Origin of the sequence: Albimonas pacifica, assembly GCF_900113695.1 — a bacterium.
Lineage (GTDB): Bacteria > Pseudomonadota > Alphaproteobacteria > Rhodobacterales > Rhodobacteraceae > Albimonas > Albimonas pacifica.
Genome location: NZ_FOQH01000019.1, coordinates 1 through 18,096, shown reverse-complemented (window position 1 = coordinate 18,096; position 18,096 = coordinate 1). Strand labels below are relative to the sequence as shown.

Here is an 18,096-nt window from a genome sequence, read left to right as displayed (position 1 = left end):
GGCGCCTGCGCGGCCGGTCGAATGCGGCGCATCGCGCGCATCACGGCCCGCGGGGGCGCTTGCCCGGGCGGGCGGGGCGGGCGATGAGGGCGGATGCTGGAATTCGCCCTCGCCTTCGCCGCCTTCCTCGCCGCCCATGTGGTTCCGGCCGCCAGCGGCCTGCGGACGGCCGCGGTGGCGCGGCTGGGGCGGCGGGCCTGGGTGATCGGCTATTCGCTCGTCTCGGTCGGACTGCTGGCCTGGCTGGTCTCGGCGGCGGCGCGCGCGCCCTATGTCGAGCTCTGGGCGCCGGGGCGGGCGGCGGCGCTGGCCCCCTTCGCGGCGATGCCGCTCGCCTGCGTGCTGCTGGTCGCGGGGGCGGGGCGGGCGAACCCGGTCTCGGTCTCCTTCCGCGGAGGCGCGGCGGATGCGGCGCGCCCGGGGGTGCTGGCGATCACCCGCCATCCGATCCTGTGGGCCTTCGCGCTCTGGGGCGGGAGCCATGCGCTCGCCAACGGGGACCTGGTCTCGGTCGTCATGTTCGGGGGCTTCGCGCTCTTCGCCCTCGTCGGCATGCGGGGGCTGGAGCGGCGGGCCCGGCGGCGGGGGGAGGCGGCGGCCTTCGGCCTCGCCTCCGGCCCGCCGGGCGCGCGGCTGCGGCGGGCGGCCTCCTGGCGGCTCGCGGCGGAGGCGGGGCTGGGGCTCGCGCTGTTCCTCGTCCTGCTGGCGCTGCACGGGCCGGTGCTCGGGGTGGACCCGACCGCCTGGCTCTAGGCGCTCAGGCCGCCTGGGCGGCGCGGCGGGCGGCCTGGCGGGAGACCAGGCGCACCTTGCGCGGGGCCGCGGCCCAGATGCAGCCGATGCACGCGACCGAGAGCGCGAGGCAGAGCCAGAAGCCCGCGGCGTAGCCCCCCGTCTGGTCGCGGATCACGCCCATCAGCCACACGCCCGCGGCGGCGCCCATGTTGGCCACCAGGCTGATCGCGGTGAGGATGGTGGGGAAGCGCCGGCCCTGGAAGATCTCGGCCGGGATCGCGCCGAAGATCGCCGCCACCCCGTTGCCCAGCAGGCCCTGGAACACGACCATCGTCCACATCAGCGCCGCCGAGGGCGCCTGGTCGAGCAGCAGCAGGCAGACCGAGGCGATCACGTAGCCCACGCCCGCGACGGTCCAGCCCACCTCGCGCCCCCAGCGGTCGGAGAGCGCGCCGACCCCGATCTGGCCGGCGATGCCGAAGAAGGCCACCATGCCCAGCGCCAGCGCCGCGACGCCCGCGTCGAAGCCCTGGTCGACCAGGAACCGGGTCTGGTGGACCTGGATCGCGTACCAGATGAACAGACCGCAGAAATAGCCCGAGGCGACCCACCAGAAGCGCGAGGTCCGGATCGCGAGGCGCAGGGTCCAGTCGGTCTCGGCCCAGGCGCGGTCGACCACCGGGTCGACGGCGGCGCGCGGCGCGTCGCCGGGCTCGGGCGCGGTCTCGCCATCGGGGAGCAGGCCCATGTCCTCGGGGCGGGTGCGCTGGAAGGCGAGGTTGAGGGGGATGATCGCGACCGCGGTGATCGCGGCGACGGCGAGGCAGGCGGTGCGCCAGCCCTCGGTCTCGATCAGCCACTGCATGGCCGGCAGCAGGACGACCGAGGCGACGCCCACGCCCGCGAAGGCGAGCCCGATGGCGAGGCCGCGGTTCCTCACGAACCAGTTGGGCAGGAAGATCGAGTGGGAGATGTAGCTCATCGCCATCGAGCCGTTCACCGCCAGCAGGCCTAAGGCGACGTAGAGCTCGAAGGGGGTCGAGACCTGGGTGGCCGCGACATAGCCCAGCGCCACCATCGCGGCGCCGACGGGAATCGTCCCGCGCGGGCCCCAGCGGGTCATCATCCAGCCCACGATCGGCAGGAAGGCGGTGGAGGCGAGGAAGCCCACCGAGAAGGCCCCGGAGGTGACGCCCGAGTTCCAGCCGAACTCCTCGATCACCTGGGGGAACAGCAGGCCGAAGCCGGTGCGCGCGGTGACGGCGACGCCCATGGTGACGAAGGCCACGCCGACCACGATCCAGCCGTAGTAGAGGCGCGGTCTGCGCCGCGCCGCGGCGGCGGCGGAGGGCGGGGGGGCGACGGTCATGGGAAACTCCTCCGGCGGCCCGCGCGTCTGCCGGCGCGGTGTTTTGGGGCGAGCATAGGCGGGCGAGGCGCGGCGAGTCGATGACCTCGGAGGTCGTCGCGTCGTGGGCGAGCCGCCGGCGGGCCCGGGGCCCTTCCCCGCCGCCTCCGCGGCGCCCGGCCGGGCCGGGGGGCGCCGCGTCGGGCGGGGCGCCCCGGGGCGCGCCTCCGGCCCGCGGCGCGGGGGCGGCGTCGCGCCCGGGGCGGGCCGGCGCCGGGGGACGCGGGCGGAGCGGTCCCGCCGATGCTGCGCCGGAGGCGGAGGCGGGGCGCCTGCGGCAGGGTTCCCCGCTCCGCCCGGAGCGGGCGACGTGCGGCGGGCCGGAAGCGCCGGCGCGGCGCGCCGGCGACGCCGCGTCGGGCGGAGCGCTGGGGGGAGGCGCTCGGCCCGCGGCGCGGGGCCGGCCGCGCGCCCGCGGCGGGGCGGGGCTTCTGCGGGCGCCGCGAAAGCCTCCGGCCGGGCGTCCGGGGCGCGGCCGCGGCCGGCGTCCCGCGCGACCTGCGGGACGGCGGCGTCGCGCCGCGGGCCGGACGCTCCTCCGCGGCGCGCCCGTCGACGCGGCGCCCGCCTGCCGTGCAGGCGGAGGGGCCGGGTCTGGGCGCCGCAGGTCGGGGGCGGCGGCGCGGCTTGTCACGCGGGCGTCGTTTCGATATCTCCCGACATATGGACGCATCCGACGCGCTCGCGGCCTTCGCGGCCCTTGGCCAGCCCACGCGGCTCTCCGCCTTCCGCCTGCTGATCGAGGCGGGGGAGGCGGGGTTGCCAGCGGGGGCGGTCGCCGCGCGCCTGGGCGTGCGCCACAACACGCTGTCCTCGAACCTCGCGATCCTCCAGCAGGCGGGGCTCGCCCGCAGCCGGCGGGAGGGGCGCGTGATCCGCTATTTCGCCGACCTCGACGGGCTGCGCCGGCTGCTGGGCTTCCTGCTGCAGGACTGCTGCGGCGGGCGCCCGGAGCTCTGCACGCCCCTGATCGAGGAGATCGCCTGCGCCTGCCGGGCGCCGGCCGCGCCGGCCCCGCCCGCCTCGCCCCCCGCGCCCGCCCTCCCGCGAAAGGACCCCGCACCGTGAGCCATGACGCCTCCGCCGCCCCCGCCCCCGGGGGCCTGGGCCTGTTCGAACGCTGGCTGTCGCTGTGGGTGGCGCTGGCCATGGCGGCGGGGCTGGCGCTGGGCGAGCTCGCCCCCGGCCCCTTCCAGGCGCTGGCCGCGATGGAGGTCGCCCGGGTCAACCTGCCGGTGGCCGTCCTGATCTGGGCGATGGTGTTCCCGATGATGGTGGGGGTCGACTTCGGCTCGCTGAGCCATGTGCGCGACCGGCCGCGGGGCCTCGCCATCACGCTGGTGGTGAACTGGCTGATCAAGCCCTTCACCATGGCGGCGCTCGGCGTGCTGTTCTTCCAGCACCTCTTCGCCCCCTGGATCGACCCGCAGGAGGGGCGCGAGTGGCTGGCCGGCCTGATCCTTCTGGGCGCCGCCCCCTGCACCGCCATGGTCTTCGTGTGGTCGAACCTGACCCGCGGAGATCCCAACTACACCCTCGTCCAGGTCAGCGTGAACGACGTGATCATGGTCTTCGCCTTCGCCCCCATCGTGGCGCTGCTGCTGGGGGTGGGCGACATCGCGGTGCCCTGGGGGACGCTGCTGCTCTCGGTCGGGCTCTACGTGGCGGCGCCGCTGCTGGCGGGGGCCGCGGCGCGCGCGCGCCTGGTGCGCCGGGGCGGCGAGGCGGCGGTCGCGGCGTTCAAGGACCGGGCGCGCCCCGCCTCCATGGCGGGCCTGCTGCTGACCGTGACCCTGCTCTTCGGCTTCCAGGGGGGCGTGATCCTCGACCGGCCGCTGGCCATCGGCATGATCGCGACGCCGCTGCTGATCCAGTCCTACGGGATCTTCTTCGTGGCCTATCTCGCCGCCCGTGCGGCCCGCGTGCCCTTCGAGGTCGCGGCCCCCTGCGCGCTGATCGGCACCTCGAACTTCTTCGAGCTGGCGGTGGCGGTGGCGATCAGCCTCTTCGGCCTGGGATCCGGCGCGGCGCTCGCCACCGTGGTCGGCGTGCTGGTCGAGGTGCCGGTGATGCTGTCGCTGGTGGCCTTCGCCAACCGAACCCGCGGCTGGTTCCCGACCGGGGAGGCCGCGCGATGAGCGTCGTGATCTTCCACAACCCCGCCTGCTCCAAGTCCCGCGCCACGCTGGCGCTGATCCGCGCGGCGGGGATCGAGCCCGTGATCGTGCGCTATCTCGAGACGCCGCCCGACCGCGAGCGCCTCGCGGCCCTGCTGGGCGCGATGGGGATGGCCCCGCGCGCGTTGCTGCGCCGGGGCGAGGCGGCCTATGCCGAGCTCGGCCTCGCCGACGAGGGCCTGGACGACGCGGCGCTGATCGCCGCGATGGCGGCCCATCCCCGCCTGATCGAGCGGCCGATCGTCGAGACCCCGCGCGGAACCCGCCTGTGCCGCCCGCCGGAGCGGGTGCACGAGATCCTCGATCCCGCGCCCTGAGTCCCGCCGGCGGCCCGCGAGGGGCCGCCGGCGGGCCTTTCAGCCGAACTCCCAGGGCTCGGGCAGGACGATCCAGCCGGTGCGGGCGGCGTCGAACGCCCCCAGCCCCTCGAGCAGGAGGCCGTGGTCGGCGATCCCGTCGCCGTCGGCGTCGAGGGTCACGAGACCCGCCTCCATGCGGATCTCGGCCACGCCTTCGCTCGCCGAGAACGCCTCGCCGCCGATGTAGCGGATCGCGTCGACCTCGTTGTAGAGCAGGGGCGAGAACTCGCGCAGGTCCAGCCGGTCGCCCTGGCGGGCGGAGAAGTCGGCGACCGTCGTGGGGCTGCTCTTGTCCCAGTCCAGGCCCGAGACCTGGAAGAAGTCGCCGCCCTTGCCGCCGGTCCAGACGTTGGCGCCCTGGCCGTCGCTCTGGAACGTGTCGCCGCCGCCCTGGCCGAACAGGCGGTCGTCGCCGCCGTTGCCGATCAGCCGGTCCGCGCCGCCGCCGCCGAAGAGCCGGTCGTTCCCGTCGAAGCCGTCGATCAGGTCGCGCCCGGCGCCGCCGCGCACCAGGTCGTTCCCGCGCGAGGCGTTGATCTGGTCGTTGCCGCGCCCGAGGTCGATCACGTCGTCGCCCAGCGAGCCGTTGACGATGTCCGCGGCCCGGCTGAACGCGCCCTTCAGCCCGGTCACGGTCAGCTCGTTCCAGATCAGCCCCGAGCCGCCGACCCCCATCACGCGGGAGACGTCGACCTCGGAGTTCAGGACCACCAGCCCCACCACCTCGCCGTCACGCAGGAACTGGAGGCGGTCGACCGTGCCGGTCCAGACCCCGCCGGACTTGGAGAAGTCGCCGAGGAAGCGGTAGCCGACCTCGGCCTTGTAGTCGGGCTTGTTGTGGATCGCGTAGGTGAAGTCGGTCTCGACCGTGATCGCCTTGGCGGTCTTGCGCTTCGGCTGGGCGTCGGCCCAGTCGTCGGCGTCGAAGGCATAGTAGCCCTGGGTCGCGAAGGAAACGACGTCTGCGTAAAACGTGCCGACCGGTTTGATCGACTTGATGATGGATCGCGTCATCTTGTTTGTTATCGCCTCTTGCTGAGGTTTCTTCCCCATGGGGACACGGCCGGCGAAGGCCTCTCAGCTGGCGCCCCTGTCCGTCCGGCGAAATCCGCCGGCCCCCCGCGTCCCCGGGGCGGACCTTACCCCGCGTTTCGCGCGCGCGTCGACAGGCGGCGCGAAACGGTCCGCGGCGCGGGACGAGGGGTGCGTCGCGACGGCATCAGGATCGGTTCCGGGGGGGGCGGCGCGCGGCGTCGCCGGAAGCGGCCGGGGAGGGCGTCGGCCCCTGCGGCGCCGGGCGCCGCGTCGGAACCCCTGGGGCCCCGGATGGGGCTTGGGATCCGGTTCCTCCAAGCCTGCCTGATGGTGCGGTCGAGAAGACTCGAAACTCGTTGGGCTTGGGGGTAAGTCCCGTAATATCTTGAAAATAATAGAAATTATTTCCAGACAACGCGGTGCTGGTTGATCGCTGTGGTGCGGCTTGTGGTACACGTGCCTTTGAGCTGAGGTCCGCGAAAGGTGCAGATCAGCGTTCGCTGCGCTGCGCTGCGCCGCGACTCGGGGCGGGAGCGGTCGCATGGGAGTATTGCGTCAGCGCCGCTAGCAGCTCGCGTCGCGCCGTCGGGGCGGGGTACACGCATCCGCACGAACGAAAAAAGAACACGTGGGGCCTTGCGAGCTTTACGTGGCTTCCCTAGATCCCATTCATGGCGCTCAATCGGGGGCGATCAGTTACGTGTTTATACTGTCAAGGCTTGTCCCGAGGTCAGTGCAGGACGCGAGTTCGATCATTCGGGCTCCTCTCGCCAGCCACGCGGGCCGGCTGCGGTCAGTTCGGCAGCACCACACTGCCAGCTGCATGACAGCATACGCGACCACGTCGAAGACGAACGCACACCGCAGAACGGCGGGGGCGGAGATGACAAGGGTCAGTGCGTTGACCTGAAGCTCCTGCCCCCACTCGCGGAGGCCAATGGACGACGACGAGTTCGACTTTACGGGGAAAGATCTTAAGCAGTATCCCCATTTCGATGCTCCGCTCTCGTTGAGAGAGATACGACGACTCGTAACCAGTCCGGAACGAGTCGCGAAGAACACGTTCTACCCCTTCTTTCTGTTTGAAGAGTCTTGGCAGCCGTATCGCAACACTGATGCGGGGCGTCCCGAAAAGAAGAGGCGGCCGATACGATACGGGGCGCGACGAGACGCCTACATTTTCGCGTTCTATCGGCGGAAGCTAGCGCGACTGTACGAGACGCGGTTGCGGGAGGAGGGCATCGCCGAGTGCCCTATTGCCTACCGGCAGGTTCTGAAAAAGGACTCGGGAGGTGGGAAGTGTAACATAGACTTTGCAAAAGATGCATTCGACGAAATCGACCGACTAGGCGATTGCGTTGCCGTTGCCCTTGATATCAGGAAGTATTTTGATCGAATTGATCATGCGCACATCAAGCGAGTTTGGTGCAGTCTTCTTGGTGTCGAGGCGCTTCCCGCCGACCACTACGCGGTATTCAAGAACATCACGAAGTACCGCTTTGTCGACCAGAGGTCTGTATATCGCCGGCTAGGGTATTTCGGCTTACGCGAGCGTGACGGGAAGTTGGTCGAAGGCTTCCTGCGACCCTTCCGCGATGTGCCGAAACAACTCTGCTCTAGCGCGGAATTCCGAGCCAAGATTTGCGGAGGCGATGCTGCGTGCGGTGCCTCGCTCGTGAGGAAGAACGAGCTGCCGTACGGCGTGCCTCAGGGTGCTCCCATCTCCGACTTGATAGCGAATTTCTACCTGTTGGACTTCGACAAGGTGATGGCACGGTATGCCCGTGATAGAGGCGGGCGGTACATGCGGTACTCCGACGACATCCTCCTGATCTTGCCGGGCGGTGCCTCGGAGGCTAAGGGCGCCATTGCTTTCGCCGTTGGCGAGATGCCCCGCCACGGGTCGGCGCTAGCGATCAATGAGGCAAAGACCTGCGTGGCGCAGTTCGTGCGTACGCCGGATGGGCTTCAATTCCAGCATCTGGCGCAGCATCCTGACGAGGCTGCCAAGAACGGCTTCGAATACCTTGGTTTTCGCTATGATGGCTGCCAAGTCTTCGTCCGCGATAGTACCATGTCTCGCTTCTACGGGAAAGTTGCAGTAGCTGCCAAGCGGGACGCTCGCAGACATTTCGAGGCAAATCCTGCGCTAGACCCCGCTACCTTGGTGGCCAGCTTCAACTACTCGCTGTTCTCGGAGCGCTTTTCTCGGGTGAAAAAGTCCAACCTCACGGGTGACTATAGAAGCTGGACCTTCTATTCGTACCTGAAGCGCTCAGCGCGCACATTCGGACCTAAGGGTGTACGGATACTGCATCAAGCCCGAAACTTCGACGACTTCATGCGCTTGCGGGTGGCTAACGCTATTGAGCGGGGTGCCGCGAAGCGTCGGGTCACACCTGCTGCAGCATCGTAGACGCTGAGGCCTCGCTCGTGCGGTGGGTGAGCGCGACAAGGTCGCTGACGGTTGGGCGCGCCCGCCGTGCCACTCCCCGGTGCGTGAGGTGTCTTCTGGCGCAGGCGCTCTCTTTCTATTGACTGACTAAACTCCCGTGGCAACATGCTGCGCATGTATAGATACACGATCACTTTCAGCGCCGACCGACTTGATGAGGGTTCCCTCAGGGACCTCCTTGAAGACCAGTTTCGGGTCTATGATTGTGCCGTGACACGCTCGAAGGTTGGGCGGGTGGAAGCCGGCCCGCAGGTGTTGGCAGGCGAAAGACCACGAAGCAGCGGCGTCGTTCGCCGCGATCAACTGATGTCGTTCTTTGAAACGGGCGAGTTGGTGACACCGAAGGTCATCAGGAAGGCACTCACCGGGGTATCTGCGACGCGTCTTCAAGGCGATTTAGCTCGCCTATGTGACGAGGGGCTGATCAGGAAGGCTTCGCACGGGCTCTATCAATCAACGCGATTTCCTGCTGCGACTCCAGAGCAAGTATCTGAGTATCGCGGTCGAAAGCGAGTTCGCGTCACTGGCGAGGAGGATGAGCAGTTCCTCAAATACCTCTCTGAACCACGATTTGCGACTGACGTCAGGACGCGCCTCGGCGTGTCGAGGCAGCGAGTAGACCAGAGATTGAAGTTGCACATGGAAAAGGGCCTGCTGCATCGCAGGGAAGTGAGTCCAAACGCGTACCTATACTGCACGAACCTCGAAAAGCTCGATGAAGAACTGAGTGAGCGCGAGAGGCACCCTAGCCACGCTGCGCGACTTCTACTCGGTGCGCTGGAGGATGAGCCTGTCCTTGTAAATGACCTTGCGGCATTCTGTGGGATGGGAGTGGATGCAGCGTTATCTGCGGCGGAGGAGCTAGTTGCTCGGGGGCTCGCGGGAATGTTCCGTTTCGGGCGTATCCGAATGGTGCATTTGACGGACGACGGGCGGCAGTCCGAGTTTGCGGTGATAGAGAGCCCGAAAATCGCGCCGTCAGACCTCTCTGCTGCGCTTGGGGATCACCGCGGCGATGTGGTCGAGCTGCTGGCTGTACTCGGCGAAGCTACCTCTAGAGAGCTGACGATGGCGATGCGGGGACTTCACCCTCAGAAGGGCGATCCACGAATGGGGCAGCGAGTACAGCGCTTACGGGGTGAGGGGCTCCTGAAGTCCACGTCGGTAGGGCGGCACAACAAGCACCCTTCCCATACACTTACGGAGCTAGGCGAAGAGGTCTGGCGCTATATCAAGCCGTTTCGTGATCCTCCTTCGCGGTCTGTGGTCCATGGTTACATACGCGACGGTATGGAGGCTCTGCGGGCTTCGCTTCCGGGCGGCGGCGGTGCGATCTGGCGTCCCAGCGGCCCCGCACTTGCCATGATGCGCGTCATGGATGCGATGGGAGCGGTGACGCAACGAGAAATAGTCACGCTCATGGACGAACCGTTTTCAAACCCGAAGTCGGCGACACTGTCGTTGAAGGGGTTGCGAGAGAGGGGGCTTGTTGCCAGCGAGGGCGCAGGTACCTCGCGCGATCCTCTCAAGTGGACCATACTCGAAGCTGGCCGAGAATTTCTTCGAGTAACTTGAAGCGCTCACGCAACGCCGCTGGCGGAGCGCTTGCTTTCACAAAATTTTATGGGCCATGTACTGCCAGTCACTGGGGGGCTCGTTGACCTCGGTGGGAGGGGGGGACCTTGGGTCCCTCCTTCGCCTTCGTGCTGGCCCGCGGGCGCGGGCCGGTACCTTGGCCCTCAGGCCACCGTGGCGAGCCTGTCGAGCACCCGCTTGACCTGCGACGCCTGCCAGTTCCCGCCGCGGGCGGTCGGGATGCCTGCGGCGTTCATCAACTCGGCGATGTCGCGGAGCGACTTCCCTTCGGCATGCAGCGGGCGGACGAACTTCTCCACCCGCTTGGCGCGGTCGAGGGCACCGGCGCGCAGCGCCTCATTGCGACGCTCTGTGTTCGGGCGCAGCCCGCCCAGCTTCACGCCGCGGGCCTTGGCGGCAGCGAGCGCGGCCTTGGTGCGGGTGGAGATGAAGTCCCGTTCCTGCTCGGCAAGAGCCGCGTAGATGTGAAGTTGGAACTTGTCGGCGTGCGGCATGGAGGCGACGCGAAGGGCGAGCTTCTTGTCATCCATCAGGGACGCGATGAAGGAGACCTTGCGCGAAAGCCGGTCCAGCTTCGCAACCAGAAGCTCCGCGCCGGTCGAGCGCGCAAGGGCAATCGCCTTCTCAAGCTCAGGACGCCCATCATTTGCGCCGGACAGCACGTCCGTGAACGTGCCGATGACCTCATACGGGACGTCGGAGTAGGTCGAGAGGTACAGCTCAATGTCGCGGTCCTGCGCCTCAAGGCCAAGCCCCGAGCGGCCCTGCTCTTCGGTCGAGACCCGCTTGTAGATGACGTAGCTCTTCACGGCTGAGTCTCCCTCTGTGCCTTGCAGGACCATCTTCTCGAGTCCTGTTGCGAATTGCAAGGAACGTTGTGCATGTAACGGCGGAAATCTCGCCTCCCGCTGACGCGGGCCGGGGGTGGGCTGCCCGCGTCAGCGGGCGCAGGCGTGCCAGAGGCCATGAGCCCCGCGCCCAGCGCCGGGAGAGGTGGCGGGGCGCGCAGGGCATTGCCGGCGGGGTGGCGGCCTGCGGGCGATACACGTAGGGCGAGACGCGTGCCGGGGGCTGCCTGCCTCTGGTGGAGAATGAGCGCGTCAGCGCTCCAGAAAAATTGTCCGGCGGTCAGTTCGGTCTGCAATAGGTCGGACGTGCGTCTGGGCGCTTACCAAGAGGGTGTGTGTCAACCGCGCGGCGTGCGGGCGCTGAGGACACGAGGAAGCCGGCGAGGGGGTGGGTTTCGCAGGGGCAAGCGTATCGGAGCGGTTGCCGCGTGCTTACCGCGGGGCGTGTCCCATGCTTCCTGTGCTTGGCTGATGCTATCCCGCGAAGCGAAAGCACGCTTAAAACCTATGCGCATCAATCACTTGCGCCTTGTCGTGCTGAAAGTGCTTTCGCGACGTGGTGCCGGCGTGCCCCCGCAGAGACATTTTCTTTTCCCGTTGCGATAGGGGCGCAGTAGCGCCGAGAAAATAACTCTTCTCTCACTGGAGCTGGACCAAGAAAATAAAGCACTTTAAGCACTAAGTCGATCAAGTCACTGAAGTTGTTTCGAAATCTCGATGCTTTCTTCGGTGCTTTCTATGCTTGGGGTGCTTTCGGGGGTTGGGGCGGGGCGCTGACGCGCCCCTCGCCCACAATGCTGCGAAGTGAACGGATCGCTACGCCGCGGACACGAGAGACCAAGGGTGCCCCTCGGCTCGGCGCGCGGCGGCCTGAGTCAGCTTCACGCGCGTGCCGTCAGAGAGGGCGAACGTCCGGTCCTTGTGCTGCTTGAGGTACGCTGCGAAGCTCCGCGGTGCGTACTTGAACCCATCGCCATTGGGCACTCGCTTCACCGGCAAGCCAAGCTCGGCCGCGTCCGCCAGTTCGGCGACGTCCCGGGCGGTCGCATCCGTCCTCAAGACCTTGTCCCCATGCCAAGTCTCGATGAGCGTCGCAATGTCCTCCTCTTCGTCGTTCGAAGCGATCTCGTTGAGCGCGGAGCGGTTCGCCTGCCAGCTCGTCCAGTTCGGTGCGGCGGCTTCGATGATCCCGCCTATGGTGTCGACGTAGCTCTCGTATCGCCCGATAGCAGGCGCATGCTGGGGCGCTGGGCGGCCCCGATCCAGCCAGTTCCGCACCAACACGAGAAGCGCCCACACCAGTTCACCCCTATGCTCGCGCGTCCACGCAGGCAGGTTGCGGTGGCGGAAGCCGACCCGCTTTTCGGGTTCGGGGCTCTGGGGGTCCAGGTTCACGAGACTGAGCCGCCGGCGCAGCTCATCGGAGAAGAGGGGACGGTTGCCGCTCAGCGCGAAGCTGGCGCGGACAGGGAGCTGACGCTCGGCGCTGCGACCAAGCTCTCGGTCGGTAAACGTGTCTTCGCTGAAGAGCTGCGCCAGCACCTGCGAGTCGACGCTGCCGACCACGTTGTCCCAATAGATGGTCGCCGCGCCAGCCAGCAGGGCCGTGAACACCGTCTTGCGACGTTCATCCTCGCTCTTTGAGAGCGGGCGGGAACTGGGCCTGCCATCCACTACAGTCTGCACCGTTTCCATAAGTAGGCTCGCGCCTGCGCCGCGGATCGGCTTCGTGATCAGCATGGGCATCACCGGCCCCGCGATGAGCGGTCGGACGAACTGCTCCAGCATGAACCCGATGAGGTTCAGGAGGCTGGGCGGCGGCACCGCGTCGCCCAGCGCCGCCTTCACCAGCGCGTCGCGGCTGACGCCGTCGAACATGAAGTCGCCGAGCAGCTCTTCGACCAACAGCCGCCGAGCCTCCCGGAGAACGTCCTCATTGATGGAATCGGGGAGGGGCGGGACGTTCAGTCCGTCAGGTGGGATGTAGAACAGGCCCGATCCGCCATCGTAACCCGGCGTCGCGATCAGTTTGCCGTCCGAGCCGAACACCGGAGCGCGCACGATGCCGCGAAGGTTGGGGAGCGGAAGCTCCCGTTCGGCATAGAGGTCCAACGCCACGCCTTCCGGTGCACGGACGCCACGCGACCGGTTTTCGCCGGTCTGCTGTCGGAAATCGGTCACCGAATTCAGCCGAGCATGGAAAGTCCGAAAATCAAGCGCGCGGATCGCGCTTTGCCCTGTTTCACGAACGCGGTCGATTTCTGCGACCTCGGTTCCGTACCTGAAGAGCGTCGGTTCCGACGCGTTGGCTTTCCTGAGGCAGTCCGACGCGTAGGCGAGCTGAGCCTTGGAGTCGGCTTGCGCCACGTCGGGGCCTGCGTCAGGCGCGTCGGCCGGGCGCTGACGCGCCTCTTCTACGCGATCCTTTTCCGCCCGAGCCTCCTTGAGCAGCGCGTTCCATCCCCGTTTGCCCAGCCGGCTTCCTGCTGCCTCTACCGCCTCCCAAAGGAGGTTCACGCCACTATGGTCGATCTGCCCGTTGAGCGCCCGCAGGATAAACAGCTTGACGTCCGCATCAGAAGAGGTCGGGCCGAGCCCGGCCTTCCTGACGGCTTCCGTCGCCGCCTCGGGCGAGGACCAATCGGCCCGCGTCAGCGGGCCTGCCGCCCAAGTGGCGAGAGGCTCGGCTCCGCCATCGTCAAAGACGTCGTCATCACCCGGGAGCAGCCAAGCCTCGTCCGTCAGCACCGACTCCTCGAACCAGCCCTGCTCCAGCATCTCGGAGAGGAACTCGGTCTTATGTCGGCCCTGACAGGCGTCATGGTGGCACTGGATGAACCAGAACCCCGACGACGAATCCAGCGCGTTGGACGCCCACGTCCCGGTGCCACCCTCCTTCGAGTGCTCATGCTCGAAGGGGCACTCCAGATGCACGGTGCCTGCCTTCTCGCCGCCGGCGCGCCGGATGCGGTCGGGGACGTTGGCCTCCAGCATGTCCGCCATCTGGTAGCGGTCCTTGGCCTTGCGGTGCCACTCCCGCAGGCTCTTGCCGGACGGGGTGAAGAACTCGGGGATGCCCTCGCCCTCATCCAGCCCCGCCATAGCCAGCGGGTTCAGTGCCGCGCCGCGGTTCTTCGCGTAGAAGGCCTTCGACATGGGCTCGATGGAGTCGAACTCCAGCGGCATGCCCTGCACGTAGGCGGCGTCCCACTCCGAGCCCTTCGGATGGCGCGGCAGGTAGAACAGGCGCGAGGGGTCCGTGCAGGCGACGTCGAAAGACACGCCGAGCATGTTCACGGCGAGCCCCGTGACCTTGTTCTCCCAGATTTCCAGCGCCTTCGTCTGGCTCGGGTCCAGCGACGGGATGGAGACCGGCTCCGCCAGCGGAACGACCACCCGGAACTTGTCGAGCGGAGGGGTCTTCAGGACGATCTTGATTCCGTCCTTCTCCTGCAGCTCCTTGTTCTCGATCTTGATGGCGTCGATGAAGGTCGGCTCGAACCGGTCCTTGAAGTCCTCGCGCAGGTAGTCCTTGATCTGGTCCAGCGACGGGGCCGCGGACAGCTTTCGCTTGCGCATGACCTCGTCGCGCTTCAGCTTCAGCTTGTCCTTGCCATGGCTGTGCGACGTGTAGACGAACGCGATCAGGCCAAGCTCTTCGAGCTTCGCCAGCACGTCGGTAAGGCGCGCACCGGAGTCGATGTCGAGACCGATCGCGTACATCTTCTTCATGGCCTTGGCCATGCGCGCGCCGTCCACGGACTCGCCGAGGACGAAGCAGGTCCCCTCCTTCTCGGCGTCTTCCGGGTGCTGGGTGAACAGGTCGACCGCCCACGAGCCCCACGGGCCGGTGTGCGCCTTCCACTTCCCGTCCAGCGTGTTTCGCCGGTCGTGCGCACCGTAGAGCTTGCCGCGCATGAAGGTCGCGGGACGCTTCAGGAACTCGTCCCCCTCGGGCGTGCTGGTTCCGAGCAGGCGCGCGTCCTGAAAGCGCTCCTGTCCCGCGGCGACGATGAGTTCCGGGGGTGCGGTGTCCGCCACGTCTGCGACTTCATCAGCAGCAGTGGGGGAGCCATCGCATTCGGCTTCGCCCGCCGGTTCCGCGGCGCTGGGCGCTTCGCGCCGGAGCGCCTGCGCCTCGTCGAGGGTGTAGAAAGTGCCGGACGTCTCCTTCATGATCCACCCGTCCATCCCGGTCGCCGGGACGTCGAAGGTGAACTCTTCGGGGACCTTGTCCATATGGACGGCTTCGTCGAGCAGGATGATGGGCATCACCCGGTCCTGCTTCTTCATGATGAACGTCGCGTCATTCTCGGACAGGCCGGGAGCGTAGAAGCCGATGGCGGTTTCATTCGCCAGCAAGAGGCTGATCCCGATCTCGCCTTCTCCGGACAGGAACTCGGCTGCATCAGGGATCGACTTCGTGGTCAGCTCATCGTCTCCACGGAAGACGACGAACTCGGTGTCCAGCTCCTCGAAGAGGTACTGGAGCGTGTCAGATGCCGACATTCCGACCTCCGCACAGTGCGCTCAGCTTGGCCACCATGGTGCGCTGACGCGCCCCTCTCGCATCGAAAACAGCGGCATGGTGCTCGATGATTCGCGTATAGTTCATGCTTTCCACTGTATCTCCATTCGAACTCTGGGAGTCGCTTGCGAGCGAAAGCGTCTCCGTTCGCCTGGGCAACATGCTCAGGCGTCATTTTTTCTTGCGAGCCTTTGGAGAACCTGCTAGAAAGCAGTTGCTGCGTTCACAAAGGCTTGGCAGCGGCGCGGGCTGCAACCCGCGCCGCCGGTCTTCATCTGATGGGCTGCCGCTCCATCATGCGAGCCAGCCGCATCGTTGCCGCCGCCTGCATCCACTGGAGCGCGAAGGCGGCGGGATCGCCGATCTCCACACCCATTCGCGTCTGAAGGTCCTCTGCGTGGGTTAGCCCTGCGTCGAACGCCTCACGTGCGTCCGCCGACGCGTAGTCAAGCTCTGCGAGTCTCACCGTATCCAATCCTTAGTCTCCTCTTGTGATCGGCGGGCCTTCATACGCCGCCCCGGCCCGCACGTCATACGCCACCCCGACCCGCTCGTCCAGCCAGAACTTCAAGAAAATGTATTGATGTCAGTGGCTTAGTCGTCTTCAAGGCGAATTTCGGCTTGCGCCCGACTTGCTGCAACGAGACTTCCGCCTCAATGGCGCACGGCCTCAAGCGCGCAGTCCTCGCTGCCACGGTCCACCCACGGAAACATGGCGAACTGCACCCAGATGACCCCTCGCGCCCAGTCGAGCGGAGCCTCGAACACGGGGCTGTCCCGCCCGACGTCGCCGAACGTCCAGATGTGCCGGCGCGCGGACCGCTTGGCCCCGGCGAGGCGAAGGGCATAGGTGGCGAGGGTCGGACACGCGCAGGACGCCGCGATGGACGGGAAGTCGAACCGTGCGCCGCGGTGGTTGATGCCGAAGGCGCGCAGGTCGTCGGCGAGATAGGGCGCAAGCCACGTGGCGTCGCCCATGTCGTCGATTCCGCGCGCAAGCCACTCGGCGGTTGCCTCGCCCCGGTCGGAGCTGTCGTGCTCGGTGATGATGGGATGGATTGCAGCGTGAATCTGCGAGTAGACCACTCGCGGGGTGTCGTGTTCGAACATATCAGTTCCTCAGATGTTCGGGCCATTCCCTGAACGGCATGCACAGGGAGGGGGTCCGGGGGCCGCTGACGCGGCCCCACGGCAGGACGCCTTGAGGCATCTTCGGAGCAAGCAACCGCCTCGGGCGGTGCCTTTCCGGCGCTAGGCCGGAATGATGCCGCCGCAGCCGGGGCAGTCCTCGCCCCCCAGCGCGGCGCAGAACCCGATAAGGAGCGACAGGAACGCCGCATCCACGGGCGGAGGGGGCGGTCGCCGCTCCTCCTTGATCTCGGTCGGGGCGGTGCGCTTCAGCGCCGCCGCGAGCTTCGTGCAGGCGTGCGAGACGGTCTCCGCCTCATAGATCACCGCATTCAGCTCGGGCGCGATCTTGGGCGCGGCCAGCGCCGCCTCCAGCGTCTCCACGCCCTTGGTGATGGCGAAGACGAGGGGTGCAAGCGCGGGGTCCCCCAGCGCCCTCTCCAGCGCGCTCACGCGCGCTCTCCGCAGGTGCAGGCCCGCTCAAGCATCCGCGTGCGCCAGACGTCCAAGAGCGGCGACCCGGCGGGCCTCAGCGCGTCCGGGCCATCGGCGAGGCGCAGGGCGTGAAGCTGGAGGCTCAGGCGCGCCGCGTGGGTTGTCAGGGTGCGCCGCAGCTTGAGGAGCGCCCCCTCGGGGGCGTTCTCCGCCTCGGCGCGCTCGTGGACGCGCGTGAGGGCTGCGGAGAGCCGGTGCATGAGCGCCTCCAGCCCGTCAGCGGAGAGGGCTCCAGAGGCCGCGTGAGCGGCCCTGCGCCGCCGCTCCTCCCGAAGCCACCCGATGCGCGCCGCGACGTCCGGGCGGTTCTTCACGCGCCACGCCGTGGCCTTCAGCGAGTCCTTGTTCGTCCGGGGCGCGTCCGCGGAGCCGCTGAGCGCCCACGCGTCCTGAGCGGTCATCCGGGGATGATCGACAAGGGCGTTGGCGAACCTCTCGTGACGAGGGTTGTTCAGCGGCTCCGCGGCGGTCACTTCCAGCCCCGCTTCCGAGCCTCGGCGATCCGCTGACGCGGATGCAGGCGGGCAATCGCCTCGAAGTCGGGCGTCTCCGGGGCTGCTTCCTGCTCGTGCTCGAAGGCCATGCGGCCGACGTCGGAGCGGCTGACGCCTTCGATGACCGCGGCGACGTCGAAGCGATCCTCTGCGCCGCTCACGAAGGCGACGAAGGGCAGCTCCTCGGATGCGGTCTGGAGCAGGAAGGGGAGGGCGCTCTCCGGGACGTTCGGGTGAGCGCGGGCGAGCCGGAACGCGAAAGCGAGACGCGCTTCCTCGGCGCGGGCGGTGGCATCAGACATGGCTAGGACCTTCATTGGCGTTGTTGAAAGGACGGGCGTGTTCGCGGAGGGCCGCCTCCTGCGCGTCCGTGAGGTGAGCGTGGGCGCGTGCCCATGCGATGACGTCTTCCAGTGCGTAGAGCGTGGCGCGGTGCCCCGGTCCCCGTCGCTTGAGGCGGGAGGCGAGCTTTGCGCGGGTGAGAGTAAGCGTCCGGCCTCGCCGCTCTGCCGGGTCTGCTGAAGTGTCGATAGTGTCCATGAAGGGATGATGGACACGATCGGAGGCGTTTTTGGGCAAGCGGGGCCGGCGTCGGATCTGGACGGACGACGAGAAGCGGATGATCTGCGCGCAGACGCGGCTGGCCGGGGTTTCGGTGAGCCAGGTTGCGCGGCGCTACGACGTGAACACCAATCTGGTCTTCACCTGGCTTCGCGATCCGCGCTTCGCCGGGACGGCGGAGGATGAGACCCCGTCGTTCCTGCCGGTCGAGGTCGTCGGGGCTGCGCCGGCGCCAGCGGTCAGGGCGGCGGCCGAAGGTCGGGTCGAGATCGATCTG

Annotated in this window: 15 protein-coding genes; 7 read left to right on the top strand and 8 right to left on the bottom strand. The window is 67.7% G+C overall.

Annotation, left to right across the window (positions count from 1 at the left end):
- The first annotated feature begins 93 nt into the window (after positions 1–93).
- A complete protein-coding gene (locus BM064_RS25320; RefSeq protein ID WP_092865975.1) occupies positions 94–753 on the top strand; it encodes an NnrU family protein in 660 nt (219 codons plus the stop codon).
- 4 nt (positions 754–757) lie between these two features.
- Here BM064_RS25320 and BM064_RS25315 read toward each other — a convergent pair whose 3' ends face one another.
- The gene (locus BM064_RS25315) at positions 758–2,104 is read right to left on the bottom strand and encodes an MFS transporter (RefSeq protein ID WP_092865972.1); all 1,347 of its coding nucleotides are present in this window, start codon (positions 2,102–2,104) and stop codon (positions 758–760) included.
- Positions 2,105–2,806: 702 nt separating this feature from the next.
- Between BM064_RS25315 and BM064_RS25310 the strand changes: the two genes are divergently transcribed.
- Genes BM064_RS25310 through arsC form a run of 3 tightly spaced genes read left to right on the top strand, consistent with a single transcriptional unit; the run spans position 2,807 to position 4,637 of the window.
- Positions 2,807–3,211: an ArsR/SmtB family transcription factor gene (locus BM064_RS25310; RefSeq protein WP_092865969.1), complete on the top strand. Its 405-nt coding sequence runs from the start codon at positions 2,807–2,809 to the stop codon at positions 3,209–3,211.
- A 35-nt stretch (positions 3,212–3,246) separates the two neighbouring features.
- Complete coding sequence (arsB, locus tag BM064_RS25305; protein WP_092866015.1) at positions 3,247–4,281, top strand: ACR3 family arsenite efflux transporter; 1,035 nt, start codon at positions 3,247–3,249, stop codon at positions 4,279–4,281.
- Positions 4,278–4,637: an arsenate reductase (glutaredoxin) gene (gene arsC, locus BM064_RS25300; RefSeq protein WP_092865966.1), complete on the top strand. Its 360-nt coding sequence runs from the start codon at positions 4,278–4,280 to the stop codon at positions 4,635–4,637. Before arsB ends, arsC begins: the two co-directional genes overlap by 4 nt.
- Positions 4,638–4,676: 39 nt before the next feature.
- On the opposite strand, the gene BM064_RS25295 is transcribed toward arsC, so the two are convergent.
- Entirely contained in the window at positions 4,677–5,693 is a 1,017-nt protein-coding gene (locus BM064_RS25295) for a calcium-binding protein (RefSeq protein ID WP_092865963.1), read from the bottom strand.
- A 958-nt stretch (positions 5,694–6,651) separates the two neighbouring features.
- Between BM064_RS25295 and BM064_RS25290 the strand changes: the two genes are divergently transcribed.
- Both BM064_RS25290 and BM064_RS27195 read left to right on the top strand, forming a co-directional pair.
- Complete coding sequence (locus tag BM064_RS25290; protein WP_092865960.1) at positions 6,652–8,130, top strand: RNA-dependent RNA polymerase family protein; 1,479 nt, start codon at positions 6,652–6,654, stop codon at positions 8,128–8,130.
- A gap of 153 nt (positions 8,131–8,283) precedes the next feature.
- The gene (locus BM064_RS27195; protein WP_143103462.1) at positions 8,284–9,744 is read left to right on the top strand and encodes a hypothetical protein; all 1,461 of its coding nucleotides are present in this window, start codon (positions 8,284–8,286) and stop codon (positions 9,742–9,744) included.
- Positions 9,745–9,908: 164 nt separating this feature from the next.
- Here the strand turns inward: BM064_RS27195 and BM064_RS25285 are convergent, their stop codons facing one another.
- The 6 genes from BM064_RS25285 to BM064_RS25255 form a co-directional block, all read right to left on the bottom strand.
- Positions 9,909–10,574, bottom strand: coding sequence for a recombinase family protein (locus BM064_RS25285; RefSeq protein ID WP_092865957.1), 666 nt, complete (start codon positions 10,572–10,574; stop codon positions 9,909–9,911).
- Between the two features lie 855 nt (positions 10,575–11,429).
- Positions 11,430–15,122: a hypothetical protein gene (locus BM064_RS25280; RefSeq protein WP_092865954.1), complete on the bottom strand. Its 3,693-nt coding sequence runs from the start codon at positions 15,120–15,122 to the stop codon at positions 11,430–11,432.
- A gap of 673 nt (positions 15,123–15,795) precedes the next feature.
- Positions 15,796–16,251 (bottom strand): hypothetical protein, encoded by a 456-nt coding sequence (locus BM064_RS25270; protein WP_092865948.1) that lies wholly within the window; start codon positions 16,249–16,251, stop codon positions 15,796–15,798.
- Between the two features lie 141 nt (positions 16,252–16,392).
- The gene (locus BM064_RS25265; protein ID WP_092865945.1) at positions 16,393–16,722 is read right to left on the bottom strand and encodes a hypothetical protein; all 330 of its coding nucleotides are present in this window, start codon (positions 16,720–16,722) and stop codon (positions 16,393–16,395) included.
- On the bottom strand, positions 16,719–17,237 hold the full coding sequence (locus BM064_RS25260) for a hypothetical protein (RefSeq protein WP_143103461.1): 519 nt from the start codon (positions 17,235–17,237) through the stop codon (positions 16,719–16,721). Before BM064_RS25260 ends, BM064_RS25265 begins: the two co-directional genes overlap by 4 nt.
- Positions 17,234–17,575 (bottom strand): hypothetical protein, encoded by a 342-nt coding sequence (locus tag BM064_RS25255; protein ID WP_092865939.1) that lies wholly within the window; start codon positions 17,573–17,575, stop codon positions 17,234–17,236. The genes BM064_RS25260 and BM064_RS25255 overlap by 4 nt, the downstream gene beginning before the upstream one ends.
- Before the next feature lie 254 nt (positions 17,576–17,829).
- On the opposite strand from BM064_RS25255, the gene tnpA reads away from it, so the two are divergent.
- On the top strand, positions 17,830–18,096 hold a 267-nt coding region (gene tnpA, locus BM064_RS28230), incomplete at its 3' end, for an IS66-like element accessory protein TnpA (RefSeq protein WP_281244907.1).